We start from the raw sequence: 17,612 nt of genomic DNA on the forward strand, positions 1-17,612 counted from the left end.
TCATGCGAGGAGAGTTTTAAGCGACATTCTCAATTGCAAGCACACTTCCCGGGTTCATTTTAAGATCAGGATCGATGAGATTGCGAAGCATCCGCATCATATCCATGCGAACATCGTCTGAGCGTTCTTCCAGTTCTTTCACCAATTTCCGTCCAATCCCATGTTCGGCTGAGAAAGTGCCACCAAGCTCGTCCACGACATTGTGGACGCGTTTCATCACCTGTGCAGTGACACAGGTATCTTCCTCAAAACCTGCCCATTCATCATGCGTAAAATGCACAATGAAGTGGATGTTTCCATCGCCGATATGGGAAACAATGAGAATATTTGCTTCTGGATAAATCTCATGAACAGCCGCGCTGGCGCGGTGAATGAGTTGCGGAATATGTGTTGGTCGGACAGCAATATCATGAGAAAGACTATGCCCATGAACCTTGTTTGCTTCAGATACAGAATGTCTTAAGTGCCAAATGTCCTCGGCTTGTGCTTGACTTTGCGCGATAAATGCATCGAGCACGAGACCAGCCTCAAACTGTTCCGACAACCATTCTTCGAGCGCTTGATGTAGTTGGGCTGTGGGATCAGTACTGCCAAGTTCAACGAGTAACGACCAGTCGTACCGGCTCTCCAATGGATGCCTTGATCGGGGAATATGTTCAAGAACCAGATCAATCTGATTACCAGATAGTAATTCTGCAGCCTGAATGGCTGTATCAAAACGATCCTGCAATCCGCTCAGAATTGACACGGCTGCATCCGGGTCTGGCAAAGCAATCCAGGCATGCCCCGAAGAACGCAGCATAGGTTGCATACGCAATGCGATTGCTGTGATGATGCCCAATGTTCCTTCAGCGCCAATGAAGAGGTTTTTCAGATCATAACCGGTGTTGTTTTTTCGAAGGGCTTTCAAATCGCTAAGGACCCGGCCGTCTGGCAGCACCACCTCGATACCACAAATCAGATCACGAATTGGGCCGTACCGAAGCGCGCTTGTCCCACCTGCATTGGTTGAGGCAAGCCCGCCCAATTGGGCACTGCCTTCGCTCCCAAGATGCAGGGGTATACGACGATCGACAGCAGCGGTCGCGTCATGCGCTGCAGACAGGGTCAGCCCCGCGTCAGCGATGAAGATATTCGAGGCCTTGTCGACTTCTCTTACTCTATCGAGCCGACGCAGGCCTATGACGATGGTACGTTGCGGCCTTTTTGAAACGGCACCCTGACACAAGCCGGTGTTCCCGCCCTGCGGGACAATTTTACTTTTATGCAAGTCAGCCAAGCGCATGAGTTCGGAAACCTGCTGGGTATTAGCGGGCAAAACAACCGCCAGTGCGTCGCCTTTCTCGTAGCCACGCCAGTCCGTTAAATACGGCTCTTTGTCGTGGTTCTCCGTCAAAACATACTGTTCACCGATTGCCTGGCGAAGGTCGTTTAAGAAAGCATGTTCGGAGCTCAGCTTTGACAGCATGTGTTTACCTGCGACTTATTCAAGAATGTATGGTGAAGTTTGGAGCTAACCGATCCACTCGGCGCTACGCAGCATTTTGATATTTTCCGCTCCCGTAAAAGCCAAAAACAATCGTAGCTCTTCTCTCAACTGCCCGATCATTTGGACCACACCGGTTAGGCCCTGCGCTGCAAGCCCATAAAGAGGAGCGCGCCCAAGGAAAACACCGTCAGCCCCCGAGGCGAGAAGCTTTGCGGCGTCTGAACCAGACCTTACGCCACTGTCAGCGAACAAGGTTTTTCTTTCGCCAACGGCTTCTCTAATTCTCGGCAAAACGTCCAGCGGCCGAACAGCACTATCGAGATTCCTTCCGCCATGGGCGGATACAATCACGCCATCGCAACCCAGCTTGAAGACCTCTACGGCATCTTCGGCATTGAGTATTCCTTTGACGAGAAGTTTATGCGGCCACCGCGTGCGAAGCTCTTTGAGAAATTCCTGATCAAGGATTGTATCGAGCGCAAATCGTGGGTCGCGAATGGAACTCGTTATCGCCTTGCCGACATCGCCCGGATAATGTGCATAGGATGGGAATCCATTTTGCATCAGATAGCGCCCCATCACACCCAACGTCCAGCGCGGATGAAGCATCAGGTCAACGGCAAGCGTTGCTGAGGGCTGTAAAGGGACACCAAAGCCGTTGCGTCGGTTATGTACCTTTTTTGGCGAAGCAGGAGTATCGACCGTCAGGACCAATGTCTCAACACCGCACACACGCGCACGTTCCAAGAGCTTCCATGTTTCATTTCGGTCGTGCCAAACGTAGAGCTGAAACCACAAATCGCTTCCTGGGGCGCTTGCCGAAATCTGTTCTATACTTGTCGATGACTGCGTAGCAACGACAAAAGGCAGGCCGGATTGAGCAGCCGCCCGCGCCATGAGAACTTCTCCGTCGTGGCGGACCATGCCCGCGAGCGCCGTGGGTGCTATCACAAAAGGACAATTGCGAATGCCGCTTAAATATTCAGCCGACAGATCAGGAGATGAGACGGGACGCAAAACCCGAGGAATGACCCGACGCTCAGCGAACCCGCTATGGAGAGCAGTGATCGCTGTTTCTGCTTCAGTTCCTCGATCAATATAATCGAACAGTGCCCGAGGAAGAAAACTTTTTGCTTTCATTCGAGCTTCTGCAAAATCAAGAAATTGCGCCCCGCCAGCCATGATCTATGCGATCCCTTCGGCGCGCAGGCCCTCGATGGCAGCAACAATGAGCTGCTCAGTTTCCTGGCTCGGCCCTTTCAACGGCAAGGACACAGGCCCCACCGGTTGCCCCAGACGCGCCATCATCGATTTCAAAGGCCCTGGATTGACCTCGTTGAAAAGCGCTTTGAATGTTGGAAGGAGCTTTCGATGAAGGGCTATGCCTTCAGCGATATTTCCGGCAGACAATGTATCGTGAATGCGTGTCCAGTATTCGGGCAACATCGGCGCGCTGGCGAGGATACCGCCAGTTCCGCCATACATGATGTGTGTGACGTACATCATGTCGTCTCCCGACAACAGTGCGATCTTATCGCCGATCGCCGCGGAAAGCCGCTGGAAATAATATGCATCAGTGTTGCAAATTTTTGCGCCTATGATGGTTCCGTCTTCACCCAGTGTCTTCAATGTATCAACTTTTGACACAAAGCCTGTTCGAGCCGGGACGTCATAGTAGACAAGTGGCAAATCGACGGTTTTACGGTAAGCGCGAAAATAGTCGATGACACCGTCTTGGCTTGGAATAACGTAAAATGGCGTGACGAGGAGCAATGCGTCCGCTCCCGCCTCTTTAAATGCCAGTCCATGTTCGAGCGCCTCAGCCCAACCTGGAGAGACGACACCGGCGACCACGCCAACACGTCCGTTAACCAGGCGCACCGTTTCACGAACGACATCAAGTCTTGTTTTCGATGAAAGTGCTGTAAACTCACCTGTTCCGCCCACGGGAGCAATTCCTTTGGCACCTCCGGCTAGATTGGCCTCAATCAACGCCTCAAGTTTTGCCACATCTAGCTCGCCCTTTTCGGTCAAAGGCGTTGGTATTGCGGGAAACATTCCCCGCAAATCAGAATGGTTCATCATTGATTATCCGCTTTTTGTCTTGAGGGGTTAATGCTCAACTTTAGAAAGAAAGCTTTTGAGCCTGTCGGTCTTTGGTTGATGCAGGACTTCGTCAGGCGCGCCAGTTTCCACGACGTGTCCGGCTTCCATGAAAATGACTTTTGACGCCACGTTGCGGGCGAAGCTCATTTCATGGGTCACCACAATCATTGTTGTGCCATCTGCTGCGAGCCCCTGCATTACATCAAGAACCTCGCCGACCAGTTCGGGATCAAGAGCTGAAGTTGGCTCATCGAAAAGCATGACTTCCGGCTCAAGCGCCAATGCACGGGCTATCGCCACACGCTGTGCTTGGCCTCCAGAAATCTGTTGCGGCAGGAGATCAACCTTGTCCGCTAATCCGACGCGATGCAGTAGCCTCATCGCCAGATCGCGGGACTGCTCTTTGGTCTTCAACTTGTTAAGCAAAGGACCCGACATAACGTTTTGTAGAACCGTCATGTGGGGGAAAAGATGAAAGCCTTGAAAGACCATTCCGGTCTTCCGGCGAAAGTCGGCTTTAACGCGCTCGGGAAATTTGCTTTTCGGGTGGAAGTCAAGACGATTACCTGCAACTTCGATCTCGCCTTGCGTGGGTTGTTCAAGCAAGTCGAGACAACGCAGCAAGGTTGACTTTCCGCAGCCCGAGGGGCCAATGAGAACAGCCACATCCCCGCGGTCGACCGAAAGGTCGATGCCTTTCAAAACTTCGTGGGTGCCAAATGTCTTTCGCAAGTTCTTAACACTGATCATCTCAACCACCTTCAATGTTTGATTTCAAAGCGGTTCGCAATCAGCGTCACCGGCGTAAGGATTGCGAGATATAGCAGTGCAGCGAAGGTGTAGACTTCAAGGGGGCGATAGGTTTCCATCGTCAGACTTCCTGCGGCGTACATGAGATCTGGAACAGCAACCACCGAGAGAAGGGATGTGTTCTTGAGCTGCAATATCGTCTGACTTACAATCGGCGGGATCATCCGGCGCGTTGCCTGAGGCAAGATGATATGGCGCATTTTCGTGGCGTATGAAAAACCCAGAACCGTTGACGCTTCCCATTGTCCACGATCAATAGAGATGACGCCTGCCCTGAAAATTTCTGCAGAAAATGCGCCCATGTAAAGGGTGAGCCCTAAACCCGCTGCAAACCAGTCAGGCAGCGTGTAGCCAGTGAGCATCGGCAGCGCGTAGAAAAACCATACGATTTGCACAAGCAGCGGCGTGCACCGAAACAGATGGATGTAGGCATTGATGATCCAGGTCAAAACGGGAATACGGGATACCAGAGCGAGCCCCAGGACTACACCAATCATAAGGCCGGCCAGCGATGTAACAAATGCATAAGCGACAGTTACGCCGATTGCATTAAGCCATAATTGTCCGTCCGAAATGGCGGACCAGTCAAATTGATACATCCGAATGCACTCCCTTTTTTGCAGCAACCGTGAATTCGGAATACGGCGCTTTTTTTCGCAGCTAGCTCGATTCGCTGATGGTGCAAAGTAGATTTGCACACAAAGTATCATTATGCGCGAATATCAATTATATTTAATCGCATTGTGATTGTTTGGATATATATTGTACTATTTTCAGATGTTTTTTAATGAGATCGGTCTCAAAAATGATTTTTCGCTTGTTGTTGGATATCGGTTCGAGACAATGTCGCCACGGTGAAATTAAAGCCCTCCAAAGAAGGGTCCTTCAAAGGGAATAAATGAGATGATTAAAGCGATGACAGCCGCGCTCATGGTCTGCGCAGGTATCACAGTTTCAGCGCCGGCAATGGCTGAATCGGTATGGGACAAGATCGAGCGGACCGGAGAGGTAGTATGCGGCGGGGTGCGCAATTACCCTCCGACTTCGTTCCACGTTGGCGGAGAATTGGAGTATGCAGGCTACGGCCCGCGAGTATGCCGGCAGATGGCTGCGGATCTCGGTAAGGCGATGGGCAAGGATCTCAAGCTGAAGTGGCGTGAAGTAACCTGGCAGAGCATTGTGCTCGATCTGCAGTCAGGACGCCTTGATATCTTCCCTGGAATGACTGCAACCGAGGAACGTAAAAAGGCTTTGGCTATGGCTGGGCCTGTTTGGCAAATGTCGGATTGCGTCATCGGAGCAAAAGGCAAAGAACCACTCAAAACATGGTCCGAGTATGATTCACCAAACGTGACATTTGCAATGGTCACGGGTGCCGCCCAGACGAACTTCATCAAGCAGGACATGCCCAAAGCGAAGATCATGAGCCTGAAAGAAATGAGCGAAGCCATCATGGCGGTTCAATCTGGGCGCGCTGATTACATGTTGCAGGAACTGCCTATCTGCATCAAGACCTTCGAGAGTGCGAAGGCTGTTTTCTCGAGCTACACGGTTCCAGAACCCGTACACGGCATTCCGGTTTCTGCAGCTACTCGTAAAGACGAGGATGGTCGGGTACAAGCCTTCCTTCAGAAGTGGGCTGACGAAAACCGTACAAAGCAAACCATTGTCCCCCTCCTTCTTGAAGGCTTCAAGGATGCGGGCATGGACACGACTGCACTGCCTGAAGGTATTCGCTTCTAGAAGAGCCGCATAGGTGCCGTGATATGGCACCCATGCTTTTTTGCGCAGCTGTCTTGGGCAAAACCGCATAGAATTCTTTTATCTATATGCGAACAAATTATTATTGACTACGCGAGAGGTATTGATAGTGCGATATCAAAGGCGGAGGGTAGGTTTATAATGACACTGAACGCAGATGAACAAGATGATCCAATGTTGGTCCGCTCTGTTGAAAAAGCTTTCCGCGTTCTTGAGACCTTCGATCCTTCGCATTCGCGCCAGACGCTGACCCAGCTCGCCCAAAGAGCCGGAATTGATCGTTCGGCTGCGCAACGCTTTGCGCACACGCTGCTCCATCTTGGATATCTTCAGAAAGTGCCCGGCAGCAAGACTTACGAATTGGCTGCCAAGTCATTGAATATGGGTTATCGTTACACGCGATCGAGCCTGCTGGTGCAAAGGGCTCATCCATATCTGCTGCATCTTAATCGGAGCACGGGGGAAACGATCTCTCTTACCTTGCTTGACGACACCGACATTATTTATCTCGCCCGTTATCTTTCTTCTAATACACTTGATAACGACGTCATTGTGGGCAGTCGGCTTCCTGCATATTGTTCTGCCGCAGGGCTCGTGTTTCTGGCGGGATTAGATGATACAAGGATTAATGACATCCTTGAGCGAAGTGACCTCCGCGCCTTCACTCCTAAAACGGTCTTTGATCCAGAACAGATTTGGCGGCGGATCTACGAGACACGGCAGCGCGGCTTTGCCATTGCTGAAGAGCAGGTCTACGCCAATGATATCGCATTGGCTGCACCCATTTATCTTCCTGATGGTCATACAACCGCTGCGGCGGTCCTTGCAGCTTCGAACTTGCGCTACAATGAAGATACACTGCTGAGGCAATTTGTTCCGATGATGATTTCTGCAACACGCTCTGTCACGCAAAATCTCACATAGGTTCATCGCGCCACTTTACGTCGAGGCAATTTCAACCCGATTTTTGCCATTCGACTTGGCTTTGTAAAGTGCCATGTCAGCCCTACGAAGAATACTTTCGAACGTCTGCGTCGTTGTTTTTGCTGTTGCAACGCCGATTGAAACGGTGACGTTCACAGCAACGCCATCAAGATAAAAGACATCTGTTTCAATATTCCTTCTTATCGTTTCGCTCGCTGTGATGGCGATTTGGCTGTTGGCATGGCCAAAAATGATAACAAATTCCTCGCCTCCCGAGCGCGCGACAAAATCTCCTTTTTCCATGGAGGCTTGCAATCTAGTCGCGACGTGTCTGAGAACGAGATCCCCTGTTTGATGGCCATGATTGTCATTAATCAGCTTGAAGTCATCTATATCGAGAACAGCGACGGCGTGCTCAACGTCTCTCCCTCTCGAGGCCTGAAATGTCTCCAAGCCGACCTCATTCAAAGTTCGGCGATTGGGAAGGCCAGTCAGATAGTCTTTCGAAGCAGCGCGTTCCCAGCGTCTGCGGATCTGGTCTGTACACATCAGGATAAAAGCGGTCGTCCCGATAATAGGGAGAACTGCAAGAAATACGGGTGTGATGGTGTTCATCCAATTGGTATTATCGGCAATATTCAGTCCCGCGTCCGGGGTCATACCCACATAAAACAGGGCTCTTGCTGCTGTGCAAAGCAAAGCTGCTACAAAGAGCCAAAGAAGCATCAGCCGGCTACGAGCACCATCACGATAGCTCCGATTAGAAAGTATTCTTATGCTTGCCACCATGAGGAAAATCCAAACAATGGAAACGACGATAATGCGTGCCAGCGTGTTGGGGACAACAAAAATAAAATAACTAAAGAAGGCCATTCCCAACGATGTCACGATCCATGGGAACGGATCTGGTCTGAGATTATGAAACTGCCTGACAGCTTTGTAATACAGACACAGCCCGCCAAAAAGGCATGCATTTGCAAGGGTCACGGAGATGCTACGCGGCATCCATTTTTCGGCTGCAAACGTGGCGCAACCCAGTGCAACAAGAAGTGTAGCCCACATCCAACTGGTAGCAGCCGGCCGAAGTGATATTGGAAAATCGCGGTTGATCGCACTCAGCATTCCGCCATTAGCCAGAATTATCAGTGTGACGGTTAAGAAAACCGATTTGGCGTCCACTAAGCTGCATCCCCCATGCATTCGCCCTCGGTTAAGCCCGACATTTTCCAGCTTGCTTCGATCGAGCTGCGAAGGCCGTCCGTGGCACCTGGCAAAACTTTTGCGTGCCCCCTAACTCAATAATCGAATGGAACTTATCCTATTCCTCGACATTTCAAACCGGAATGTTCAATCTAATTCAAAATATGTGAGCGCTGATATTCAGGGCTTGTTCATAAAATTTTTGCTAACGTTTTTGTGATGTCGCCGAATTTTGCTCAAATTCAACAAATAATCATGACGTCAAGACACGCCCGATCGGTCAAATATGGATGGATTTGAGGCTTGTGAAACTGCTGCCTTCGTAAGGAGAGGGATATGACTATTCGCTCGCGACTTCTCGCAACTGTAGTTTTGCCGGCGTTCTCGGCCTCAATGATGATGCAACCCGTTCATGCTGAAACACGGGACGCACCATTCGTCGTTGCTCAGGATAGTGGCGAGCAACCGTCTGATGACGAGGCGTTGCGTCAGCGACAGGCTGAAGAAATGCAACAAGCAGCCGAAGAAGCCCGTAAACAGGCAGAAGAGCAGCAACGCGCTGCAGAGGAAGAAAATCGTCGCAACGCTGAAGAGCAGCAGCGAGCAGCGCAGGAAGAAGCAGATCGACAGGCTGCAGAGCAACAAAGGGCTGCGGAACAGGCGCAACGTGACGCCGCAGAGGCACAGCGCGCAGTGGATGAGCAAAACGCGCTCGAAGAAGAAGCCCGTCGCAAACAGGCTGAAGATGCTGCGCGTCAGGCTGAGGAAGATCAAAAGGCAGCTGAGGAGCAAGCCAAACGCGAAGCTGAGCAGCAACAAAAGGCAGCCGATGAGCAAGAACAGCGTCAGGCTGATGAGCTCAAGCAGGCAGAGGACAAAGCCCGTCGCGAAGCGGCTGAACAACAGACAACGACGGAGCAGCAGCAGACGATTGAAAATGAAGCCAAGCGGCAGGCAGGGGAAGAAGCAGACAAGGTGCCGCTGCAAAAGCAGCCTGAGCAGCCTGAGCAGCCGGAGCAACCGCTTGAGCAATCCTCACCTGAAGAAAAGCCGGATCTTAATCCTCAGCCGACGGAACCCGCCGACGCACAGCCGGTAGTGGAGCCTGCTGCGCCCGTGGATGCCGAGCCTAAGGCGGCCAATCCTGAGACGAATTCTGATCAGCCGCCCGCGTCGAGTGAGCAACCGTCCTTGCAACCACAGCAGCCTAATACTGAACAAGAAGCCGAGCAGCCTGTCACTGATCCGTTAACAGAACCCAAAGCAGAAATCGTGGATGAGCGGACCAAGGAACAACAACAGGAAATTGCCAAGGATCCTTCGAGCACCGATGACACGGTCGTACTTCCAGTTGAAAATGGTGCCGCTGTTCTCGATAGTGACAAGGACGCGGATAATTTTGGAGGCAATCAGTCTCGCGAGGAGCGCCGCAAGTCCCGTGAACAGCAGCGTGCCACGGAGGAGAAAATTTTACCTCCACCGGTCGACGACGCATCGGCGCAGGTTGATTTTTCGGATGAGTTGAAAAAGGCGCTACCGCAAAAAATTGAAGCGAACCTTAAAGAGGATGGCACGCGCATAAAAGAAGCACCGGCATTCGCTGTTCCCGAGACGACAAACATTATCAACAATACCATCATCAACAACACGACTGTCAATAACACTACCGTCAACAACAACGTCACGAATGTTAAAGTGGTTGAACAAATTGACAATCGTGTCATTCTTGATGCAGGTGATCGTATATTTGTTCGCGGGGATGATCGTCCTCGTCTCCGCCGCGATGCGCAAGAAACCTATTATGACGAGCTTCCTCGCGGTCGCTTGCGCGAAACGATCGTTCGACCAGGTGGTTATGAAATCGTCACCGTCTACGACCGCTACGGGGATATCGTGCAGCGTTCGCGTATCGATCGCGATGGAAATGAGTATCTGATGATCTATGCGCCGGAGTATGATGAAACCCCACGGGCCGCGATTTTCGACGTCGGATATGATTTGCCGCCGATGCGACTGACCATTCCCGTGCAAGATTACATCATCGATGTGGCCGATGATCCAGAACGTGATTTCTACGACTTTTTGGCCTTGCCGCCGGTAGAGCGCGTGGAGCGTGTTTATACAATCGATGAAGTTCGCCATTCCGCGCGCCTCCGTGACAAGGTCCGTCGCATCGACCTGGATACCATCCATTTTGCAACTGGCAGCGCCGAGGTTTCACTGTCTCAGGCCAAGACCTTGCGAAAGGTTGCGACGGCTATGCAGAAGGTTCTGGCAAAGGACCCAGGCGAAACCTTTTTCATTGAAGGACATACCGACGCTGTCGGTTCCGACCGGTCAAATTTGGTGTTGTCGGATCGCCGGGCAGAGTCAGTGGCAAGTCTTCTCACGGAGGTTTACGATATTCCTGCAGAGAATCTAGTGACGCAGGGGTACGGAGAGCGTTTCTTGAAAATTCGAACTCAAGCCGCCGAACAAGAAAACAGGCGGGTGACAATACGACGTGTAACGCCACTGGTACGCCCAGTCGCACAGCGTTAATGCTCGTGTAAAGGGCCAGGCCTCAGGTCTGGTCCTTTCAACGCCCACCAGGACAGAAATAAGATTTACCTTGGAACGCATTTCATACAGGCTTCAATTTCGACCTGTAATGCTCGCACGAGATTTTTTTGGTCAGTTAAACAAGTGCGGCGCCACTCGGCGGGTAACAGTAAGAAATCTTGACAAGTCCTATTGATCAACAAGACATCTCGCTTTATTCGAGACTACCTGGCTGAATATTGAAAGGCGCTGTCGAAGAACGCGCGAAAAATTTGTGAGAAAGATGGGAACGGCAACTTCTATTACTCATCCAACCGCAGCGGTCGATCAGGATAAATATCGCCTCGAATGCGACTTTGCGCTTGAACCTGCGTTTCGAAACCTCGTGAATGAGGCTGAAAAGGCCGGATGGGACCGGCTGCAAATCGCGCTTTCTATCATCAATCTCTGCGAAGACATCATCTATGGTCCTGAGGCCGCAGAATGAGATCGTTTTGATCACCAGTCAATTTGCCTAATAAGAGACGAGCATTCGCGGCTTAAAATGCCTGTGCGGCACTTCAAATGACAAAAGCGGATTAGGAGACCGAGTTTTTTACACTTTGGTCAAGCAGATGGTTAACTCTATGCGGAGCCCCGCATAATAAGGTGACTGCCAAGGCGACGAACCTCGGCCTCAACTGCAGCACCGCTCTCTTGGGCGTTGATCCGCGAAAACAGCATATCAAGACCAAGCTGAGCAATTGTTCGATAATCTTGGGCAACAGTGGTTAGCGGTGGACACGTGAAACGGCTCAACGGGTGATCGTCGTGGCCAGCAACGCGCAAATCACATCCTTCTTCGCGCCCGACATGGCGTCTGCGTTCGAATGCTGCAGAAATGACCCCGAAAGCCAATCGATCATTTGCGCAGAGCACTGCACGACTCGGAAAACCGCCGCGATCAAGAATTTTCCCTGCCTCCTGATATCCAAGCTCTTCGAAGTTCCAGCTTTTGGCAACCATTGGCAGCACGATCGGATCAGCTCCAAGGCGCTCCATTGTTGCAACATAGGCGGCGCGTCGGTCGAGCGCATTTTGGTTGACCGCCGGCATCTCCAAGAAACATGGATTTTCCCCGGTACGAAGCAAATATTCGGTGATATTTCCGATACTTTGGAGGTTGTCGGTCCCGACGAACGGTTGATCCTCTCCAATACGATTGTCCAGAAAGACGACCGGCATCGCACTGGATAGGCTAGCCAAAAGCTTTGCGTCTGTCTCAAATCCAAGCGGAGCCATCATAACGCCAGCAATCTTTAAAGACATCAAGCTACGCATTGCACGTGCTTCAAGCTTCCGATCGCCATGCGATGAGAGCACAATTGTCCAATAACCTTCCGCAAGACAGCGCGTTTCAATCTGCCGGATGATCTCAGCATAAAATGGATCTGAAATGTGCGGGACAATTACGCCGATATTTTTTGGCCTTTTCCGGTTAAGGCTCACAGCAAAAATGTTTGGCTGATAATTATAATCTTTGAGAGCCTTCTCAATTCGCGCCCGCGTGGAAGGCTTTACACTTTGTGGATTATCGAAGAATTTTGATACAGTCGGCCGCGACAGTCCACTCGCCGCCGCAAACTCCTCCATAGTCCTGATCTTGTGATCGCCCATTTTCAGTCTTCCAGATTCAGTCAGCACTATACACTGTGGGTTCACGTTTCTTTCTATGCGTAAATTTTTTTTAGTATCCATGCAACCGATATATGGATGTTGCATGATTACACGTTGTTTTTCCCAGTTATTTCCGCATCATTCACACATTCTTTTGGCATTTGAATCGATATATTTTTTACACGTGATAATTTTTAATATTGACTCGTTGAATAAGCTCTAGCATGTCTAGAGGCGGCGCCGTTCCGCGCCAAGAAGGAGCCTGCCCTTCAGGGAGGTTAAAGACGACACTGTTCAGTCTTGAGCCAGCAGGAGTGTTTGTGTCCCAGATCAGAAGGACGGTCCGGTGAATGCCGGTTCTACTCGGAGGAAATCATGTTTCGTAAGTCACTTGGACGTATGCTTTTTTCTGGCGTAGCTCTCGCTATGCTGACAAATTTTGCCGCAGCCGAAGGCATTGGTGCATCGCTACTCACTCAGCAGCATCCTTTCTACATTTCGCTGGCAGATGCGATGAAGAAAGAAGCTGAGACTCAGAATGTGCCCTTGGAAGTGTCGATCGCCAATCAGGACCTCAGTAAACAGCTCGCGGATGTTGAAGATTTCATCACCAAAGACGTGGACGTGATTATCATCTCGCCCGTAGATAGCAAGGGTGTCCGCTCTGCCATCAACAAAGCTGAAAAAGCCGGCATTAAGGTAATTACAGTCGACGTACCTGCGAATAATGTCGATGTCACATCATTTGTTGGTACAGATAATTTTGCTGGCGGTGAGAAGGCTGGCGAACTTATGGCTAAGTCAATTGGTGAAAAAGGAAATGTGGCTGTGATCGAGTATCCAACCGTTCAATCGGTTGTGGATCGAGTTGAAGGCTTCAAAAAGACAATCGCCAAATACCCCGATATCAAGATTGTGTCGGTTCAGCCGGGCATCACACGCTCTGAAGCGTTATCAGCGGCTCAGAACATTATCCAAGCTAACCCAGATATCGTAGGAATTTTTGGGTTCGGCGACGATGCAGCCCTTGCTGCAGCCTCCGCTGTTAAAGCTGCCAAGCTCGAAAGCCAAGTTAAGGTGATTGGCTTTGATGGCATGGAAGAAGCGCGCAATGCGGTGAAAAGCGATCCTGTGATGGTCGGTGTGATAGCCCAGTACCCGGATGAAATGGGCAAAGTTGCAGTCCAGACCGCGGTTAAAGTCATCAAGGGCGAAACGGTACCTGCGCAACAACCAATCGTTCCAGGCGTCGTCACAAAAGATGGTGAATCCAAGTAATACCGCGTGAAATGACGATACTCCTCCCAGTCGTCATTTCTTCTTAGCGCGGCGACGCGATCTTCACCACGGGTCCGCGTCGCCGCTGCTATGGCATTGCCAGCGGCCGATGCATGACGATTTCTGAAGTCATGCTGCGTGCTTATTTAATAGGAAAGTCGAGGTAGATCGTGCCAGCGACCAAATCCGCAAAAGCCAGCGATACAGATATCGTCCTTGAAATTGCCGATGTGGCTAAATCCTTTGGCTCCGTCATTGCGCTTAAGCGGATGAACCTAGTCGTTCGTCGTGGCCGCGTACACACGTTGCTCGGTGAAAATGGCGCGGGCAAATCGACGCTGATGAAAATCCTTGCTGGCGTGTTCCAGCCGACATCAGGGTCAATTAAATTGCGGGGTACAAACTACGCTCCAAAAAACCCGCGTGACGCACGAGCCTCCGGTATTTCAATTGTTTTTCAAGAGCTAAGCCTTTCTCGCAATCTCACAGTTGCAGAGAATATCTTTGCCAATAATGAACCAAGCCGGTTCGGGTTTATCCGTGAAAACGCACTGAACAACGATGCGAGCAAACTAATAACAGAGTTGGGCCTTCCCGTTGATCCACGCAGTAAAGTCGGCGATCTTTCGATTGCTCAACGTCAGCTCGTCGAGATCGCTAAAGGTCTAAGCCAGCCGGCTGACGTTGTCATTCTGGATGAACCAACCTCGTCATTATCTGATAGCGAGGCGGAGATCCTGTTTTCGATTATTGAGCGCCTAAAGGCGCGTGGCACAGCGGTTATTTACATCTCCCACCGCATGGAAGAAATCATGCGGCTTTCTGACGACATCACGGTTGTTCGAGACGGAGAATTTGTGACCACGATAGAAAAGCAGCAGACATCGATTGACAAGCTGATCGCTCTGATGGTTGGGCGCGCGATGAACGACATCTATCCGCCACGCGTGGCGTTGCGCCCGCCAATCGATGTTCCGGCTATTCTCGCGACCAAAAATCTGACTGTTCCTGGAAAATTCCACGACGTCAACATCGACGTAAAGCCGGGTGAAGTTCTTGGACTGTTCGGTCTCGTTGGTTCGGGCCGATCCGATGTTATGAAAGCTTTGTTTGGGATGTATCAGCCGACGGGAGAAATCGCTCTTGACGGAAAGACGATCACCTTGACTTCGCCCACTCAGGCCATCCGAAGTGGAATTGCTTTTGTTACCGAGAACCGCAAGGAAGAAGGCCTCGTCCTGCCTCACACTGTAGAGCGAAACATCAACATGGTGGCACTCGGCCAGCTTGCGGGACCATTTGGGCTAATGCGCTCATCGGCCGAGCGAGCAAGCGCAAAAGCCGAAGTTTTAAGGCTTGCCATCAAAACGGCCTCAATTGATACAATCGCTAGATCTCTCAGCGGCGGAAACCAGCAAAAAATTGTCTTAGCAAAATGGCTTCAGATGCAACCGCGCGTATTGATCCTTGATGAGCCTACCCGCGGCGTTGATGTCGGCGCTAAATATGAAATTTACAGAATTATTCGTGAACTCGCCGCGAAAGGTGCGGCTATTCTTATGGTTTCATCGGAATTGCCCGAAGTGTTGGGATTGAGCGATCGGGTTGTCGTGATGCACAACAAGAGTGTCGCCGCTGTATTGGACGCCGAAAACCTAGCTCCGGAAACTGTCATGAGCTACGCAGCAGGAATGCATAAATGAACCAGACAAACAACATTCAGACAAAAGCTGCAGACGCCGAAATCCGTCGTTCGCTCTTTGCCTCCCCACTCATCCGCCAATACGGCGGCATCGTGATATCGCTCGTCGTTCTGTGCATTGTTTTCGCAGTTCTCAACCCGCGGTTTCTCGCTTTCAACAATTTCATGAACATCATGCAGCAGGTTGCGGTCATTGCAGTTGCTGCATATGGGATGACTTATGTCATTTTGCTCGGTGAAATCGATCTATCGATCGGCTCCATTATCGCTGTTTCAGGAATGGTTGCCGCTCAGGCATTCGCTATGGGTTTTGGTTTTGCCCCAACAGTAATTTTTACATTGGCAGCCGGCGCAATTATGGGCGGGCTAAACGGCTTGCTCTCTGCAAAATTAATGCTTCCCTCTTTCATCGTCACCGTAGCGACCATGGGAATTTATCGAGGTACCGTCAGTCTACCCACGAATGGCGCCCCTGAAATCATTGACAATGATGCGTGGCTCGCCATCGGATCTGAGAGCTGGCTTGGCCTTCCTATCATCATCTGGATCGTCGCTGTCCTTTTTCTCATTAACTACATAGTTTTGTCCAAAACTGTCTTTGGAAGGCGCATCTATCTAGCAGGTGGCAACAAAGAAGCAGCAATTTATTCAGGAATCCGGGTCGATCGTATCAAGATCATCGTCTTCATGCTCTCCGGCGTTATGGCAGCAATCAGCGGGATATTGCTGTCCTCACGGCTTTCTTCAGCACAGACCAATGCTGGCATGGGCTACGAACTTGATGCAATTGCCGCAGTTGTTTTAGGCGGCACCTCGCTTGCAGGCGGCGTTGGAACTATGGTTGGCACTATACTGGGAGCACTGATCATCGGTGTGATCAACAACGGAATGAATATGCTCTCCGTGCCATACTTCTACCAGCTCATCGTCAAAGGCGTCGTTATTCTCGTAGCCGTCTGGCTTGATGTTCGCTCGAAATCCGTCAGAACCTAAACAACAGTAGACAGAATGAAAAAGATCATCACAATTGGCGAAATCGTCGTCGAGATCATGGCGGTTGAAATCGGGAATGGTTTCAAATCTGCAATTCCCCTCATTGGTCCTTTTGCATCGGGCGCCCCGGCTATTTTCATTGATCAAGTGGCGAAGATGGGACAGCCCTGTGGCATTGTTAGCGCTGTGGGCAATGACGATTTCGGCGCGCTGAACATTGAGCGACTTAAGTCCGACGGGGTCGACGTGTCTGCAATCAGCATACATCCAACGGCCGCAACGGGCAGTGCATTCGTGCGCTATCGGCAGGACGGAAATCGCGACTTCATTTTCAATATCAAACACAGTGCTTGCGGGACGATCGCCTTGACACAGGAGGCGAACACCCTCGTCAACAATGCCGATCATCTGCATATCATGGGGTCAGCACTATTCTCCCAAGGAATTGTTTCAGCCATCCATGAGGCGACAATACGCATCAAGGCTAAGGGCGGTACAGTTTCCTTCGATCCCAATATCCGCAAGGAAATGCTTGAACTGCCAGGAATGCGAGAAGCGCTCTTTCACGCACTCGAAAATACCGATCTTTTCATGCCAAGTGGACCAGAGATATTTCTCTTCACCGAGGCAGTAGATGAAAAAGCTGCGGTCGCAGAACTGTTGGGTCGTGGTATCGGTTCAATTGTAATCAAACGTGGCGCAGAGGGCGCAAGTTTCTTTGATTGCTCAGGTGAAGTCATCGTTCCCGCCTTTAACGTCGAAGAAGTCGATCCAACCGGTGCAGGAGACAGTTTTGGTGCAGCATTTGTGACGTGTTGGCTTCGCGGCATGCCGCCTAAAGAGGCTCTGGAGATTGCCAATGCAACGGGTGCATGTGCCGTTCAGGTAAAAGGCCCAATGGAAGGCACAACGTCGATGATCGAAATTGCTGCTTTCTTGGACAAAAATGGAGTCTCGTTATGAGCAGCACTCAGACCTTGAGCAAACTTCCAGCGCGCTATGCGAGCGGGGCGCGGGGCGGCATAACCTCGATCTGCTCGGCACATCCTCTGGTTATCGAAGCAGCCCTTCTTGAAGGCATTGCAACCAACACCGACGTTCTGATCGAAGCCACCTGCAATCAGGTCAATCAGGATGGCGGCTATACCGGCA

The 17,612-nt window shown here is 50.9% G+C and carries 16 protein-coding genes; 9 read left to right on the forward strand and 7 right to left on the reverse strand.

Annotated features, from left to right (window positions below; all coding sequences use genetic code 11):
• Positions 1–16: 16 nt before the first annotated feature.
• Genes QSJ70_RS26350 through QSJ70_RS26370 form a run of 5 tightly spaced genes read right to left on the reverse strand, consistent with a single transcriptional unit; the run spans position 17 to position 5,004 of the window.
• Positions 17–1,468, reverse strand: a complete 1,452-nt coding sequence (locus tag QSJ70_RS26350) for an FAD-binding oxidoreductase (RefSeq protein ID WP_285541053.1) — start codon at positions 1,466–1,468, stop codon at positions 17–19.
• Positions 1,469–1,513: 45 nt separating this feature from the next.
• A complete protein-coding gene (locus QSJ70_RS26355; RefSeq protein ID WP_285541054.1) occupies positions 1,514–2,629 on the reverse strand; it encodes an alpha-hydroxy acid oxidase in 1,116 nt (371 codons plus the stop codon).
• A 45-nt stretch (positions 2,630–2,674) separates the two neighbouring features.
• Positions 2,675–3,574 carry a dihydrodipicolinate synthase family protein gene (locus QSJ70_RS26360; RefSeq protein ID WP_285541056.1) on the reverse strand — a complete coding sequence of 300 codons (900 nt, stop codon included), beginning with the start codon at positions 3,572–3,574 and terminating at the stop codon, positions 2,675–2,677.
• 27 nt (positions 3,575–3,601) lie between these two features.
• Entirely contained in the window at positions 3,602–4,345 is a 744-nt protein-coding gene (locus QSJ70_RS26365; protein WP_215780865.1) for an amino acid ABC transporter ATP-binding protein, read from the reverse strand.
• A gap of 11 nt (positions 4,346–4,356) precedes the next feature.
• Positions 4,357–5,004, reverse strand: a complete 648-nt coding sequence (locus tag QSJ70_RS26370) for an amino acid ABC transporter permease (protein ID WP_215780867.1) — start codon at positions 5,002–5,004, stop codon at positions 4,357–4,359.
• Positions 5,005–5,308: 304 nt separating this feature from the next.
• On the opposite strand from QSJ70_RS26370, the gene QSJ70_RS26375 reads away from it, so the two are divergent.
• Both QSJ70_RS26375 and QSJ70_RS26380 read left to right on the forward strand, forming a co-directional pair.
• Positions 5,309–6,148: a transporter substrate-binding domain-containing protein gene (locus tag QSJ70_RS26375; protein ID WP_285541060.1), complete on the forward strand. Its 840-nt coding sequence runs from the start codon at positions 5,309–5,311 to the stop codon at positions 6,146–6,148.
• Between the two features lie 18 nt (positions 6,149–6,166).
• Entirely contained in the window at positions 6,167–7,090 is a 924-nt protein-coding gene (locus tag QSJ70_RS26380) for an IclR family transcriptional regulator (RefSeq protein ID WP_285541062.1), read from the forward strand.
• A gap of 15 nt (positions 7,091–7,105) precedes the next feature.
• Here the strand turns inward: QSJ70_RS26380 and QSJ70_RS26385 are convergent, their stop codons facing one another.
• Positions 7,106–8,269 carry a GGDEF domain-containing protein gene (locus QSJ70_RS26385; protein WP_285541064.1) on the reverse strand — a complete coding sequence of 388 codons (1,164 nt, stop codon included), beginning with the start codon at positions 8,267–8,269 and terminating at the stop codon, positions 7,106–7,108.
• Between the two features lie 357 nt (positions 8,270–8,626).
• Between QSJ70_RS26385 and QSJ70_RS26390 the strand changes: the two genes are divergently transcribed.
• Positions 8,627–10,831 (forward strand): OmpA family protein, encoded by a 2,205-nt coding sequence (locus tag QSJ70_RS26390; protein ID WP_285541066.1) that lies wholly within the window; start codon positions 8,627–8,629, stop codon positions 10,829–10,831.
• A 283-nt stretch (positions 10,832–11,114) separates the two neighbouring features.
• The gene (locus QSJ70_RS26395; RefSeq protein WP_285541068.1) at positions 11,115–11,318 is read left to right on the forward strand and encodes a hypothetical protein; all 204 of its coding nucleotides are present in this window, start codon (positions 11,115–11,117) and stop codon (positions 11,316–11,318) included.
• A 137-nt stretch (positions 11,319–11,455) separates the two neighbouring features.
• Here QSJ70_RS26395 and QSJ70_RS26400 read toward each other — a convergent pair whose 3' ends face one another.
• Entirely contained in the window at positions 11,456–12,487 is a 1,032-nt protein-coding gene (locus QSJ70_RS26400; RefSeq protein ID WP_215780877.1) for a LacI family DNA-binding transcriptional regulator, read from the reverse strand.
• A gap of 375 nt (positions 12,488–12,862) precedes the next feature.
• Here QSJ70_RS26400 and QSJ70_RS26405 point away from each other — a divergent pair, with 375 nt between their 5' ends.
• From QSJ70_RS26405 to QSJ70_RS26425, 5 genes are all read left to right on the forward strand, one after another.
• Positions 12,863–13,765 (forward strand): substrate-binding domain-containing protein, encoded by a 903-nt coding sequence (locus QSJ70_RS26405; RefSeq protein ID WP_215780879.1) that lies wholly within the window; start codon positions 12,863–12,865, stop codon positions 13,763–13,765.
• Between the two features lie 170 nt (positions 13,766–13,935).
• Positions 13,936–15,468, forward strand: a complete 1,533-nt coding sequence (locus QSJ70_RS26410; RefSeq protein WP_285541071.1) for a sugar ABC transporter ATP-binding protein — start codon at positions 13,936–13,938, stop codon at positions 15,466–15,468.
• A complete protein-coding gene (locus tag QSJ70_RS26415) occupies positions 15,465–16,460 on the forward strand; it encodes an ABC transporter permease (protein ID WP_285541073.1) in 996 nt (331 codons plus the stop codon). The genes QSJ70_RS26410 and QSJ70_RS26415 overlap by 4 nt, the downstream gene beginning before the upstream one ends.
• A gap of 15 nt (positions 16,461–16,475) precedes the next feature.
• Entirely contained in the window at positions 16,476–17,423 is a 948-nt protein-coding gene (locus tag QSJ70_RS26420) for a tagatose kinase (RefSeq protein WP_285541075.1), read from the forward strand.
• Positions 17,420–17,612: class II D-tagatose-bisphosphate aldolase non-catalytic subunit (locus QSJ70_RS26425; RefSeq protein ID WP_285541077.1), on the forward strand; the 193-nt coding region annotated here is incomplete at its 3' end. The genes QSJ70_RS26420 and QSJ70_RS26425, both read left to right, overlap by 4 nt.

It is taken from the genome of Brucella sp. NBRC 12950, assembly GCF_030268145.1.
In the GTDB taxonomy this organism is placed as follows: domain Bacteria; phylum Pseudomonadota; class Alphaproteobacteria; order Rhizobiales; family Rhizobiaceae; genus Brucella.

Excerpts from the sequence above, each read along its gene's own strand:
- QSJ70_RS26360 (WP_285541056.1), bottom strand. The coding sequence starts at position 3,574 with ATGATGAACCATTCTGATTTGCGGGGAATGTTTCCCGCAATACCAACG.
- QSJ70_RS26365 (WP_215780865.1), bottom strand. The coding sequence starts at position 4,345 with ATGATCAGTGTTAAGAACTTGCGAAAGACATTTGGCACCCACGAAGTT.
- QSJ70_RS26400 (WP_215780877.1), bottom strand. The coding sequence starts at position 12,487 with ATGGGCGATCACAAGATCAGGACTATGGAGGAGTTTGCGGCGGCGAGT.
- QSJ70_RS26415 (WP_285541073.1), top strand. The coding sequence starts at position 15,465 with ATGAACCAGACAAACAACATTCAGACAAAAGCTGCAGACGCCGAAATC.
- QSJ70_RS26395 (WP_285541068.1), top strand. The coding sequence starts at position 11,115 with ATGGGAACGGCAACTTCTATTACTCATCCAACCGCAGCGGTCGATCAG.
- QSJ70_RS26405 (WP_215780879.1), top strand. The coding sequence starts at position 12,863 with ATGTTTCGTAAGTCACTTGGACGTATGCTTTTTTCTGGCGTAGCTCTC.
- QSJ70_RS26355 (WP_285541054.1), bottom strand. The coding sequence starts at position 2,629 with ATGAAAGCAAAAAGTTTTCTTCCTCGGGCACTGTTCGATTATATTGAT.
- QSJ70_RS26350 (WP_285541053.1), bottom strand. The coding sequence starts at position 1,468 with ATGCTGTCAAAGCTGAGCTCCGAACATGCTTTCTTAAACGACCTTCGC.
- QSJ70_RS26420 (WP_285541075.1), top strand. The coding sequence starts at position 16,476 with ATGAAAAAGATCATCACAATTGGCGAAATCGTCGTCGAGATCATGGCG.
- QSJ70_RS26390 (WP_285541066.1), top strand. The coding sequence starts at position 8,627 with ATGACTATTCGCTCGCGACTTCTCGCAACTGTAGTTTTGCCGGCGTTC.
- QSJ70_RS26375 (WP_285541060.1), top strand. The coding sequence starts at position 5,309 with ATGATTAAAGCGATGACAGCCGCGCTCATGGTCTGCGCAGGTATCACA.
- QSJ70_RS26370 (WP_215780867.1), bottom strand. The coding sequence starts at position 5,004 with ATGTATCAATTTGACTGGTCCGCCATTTCGGACGGACAATTATGGCTT.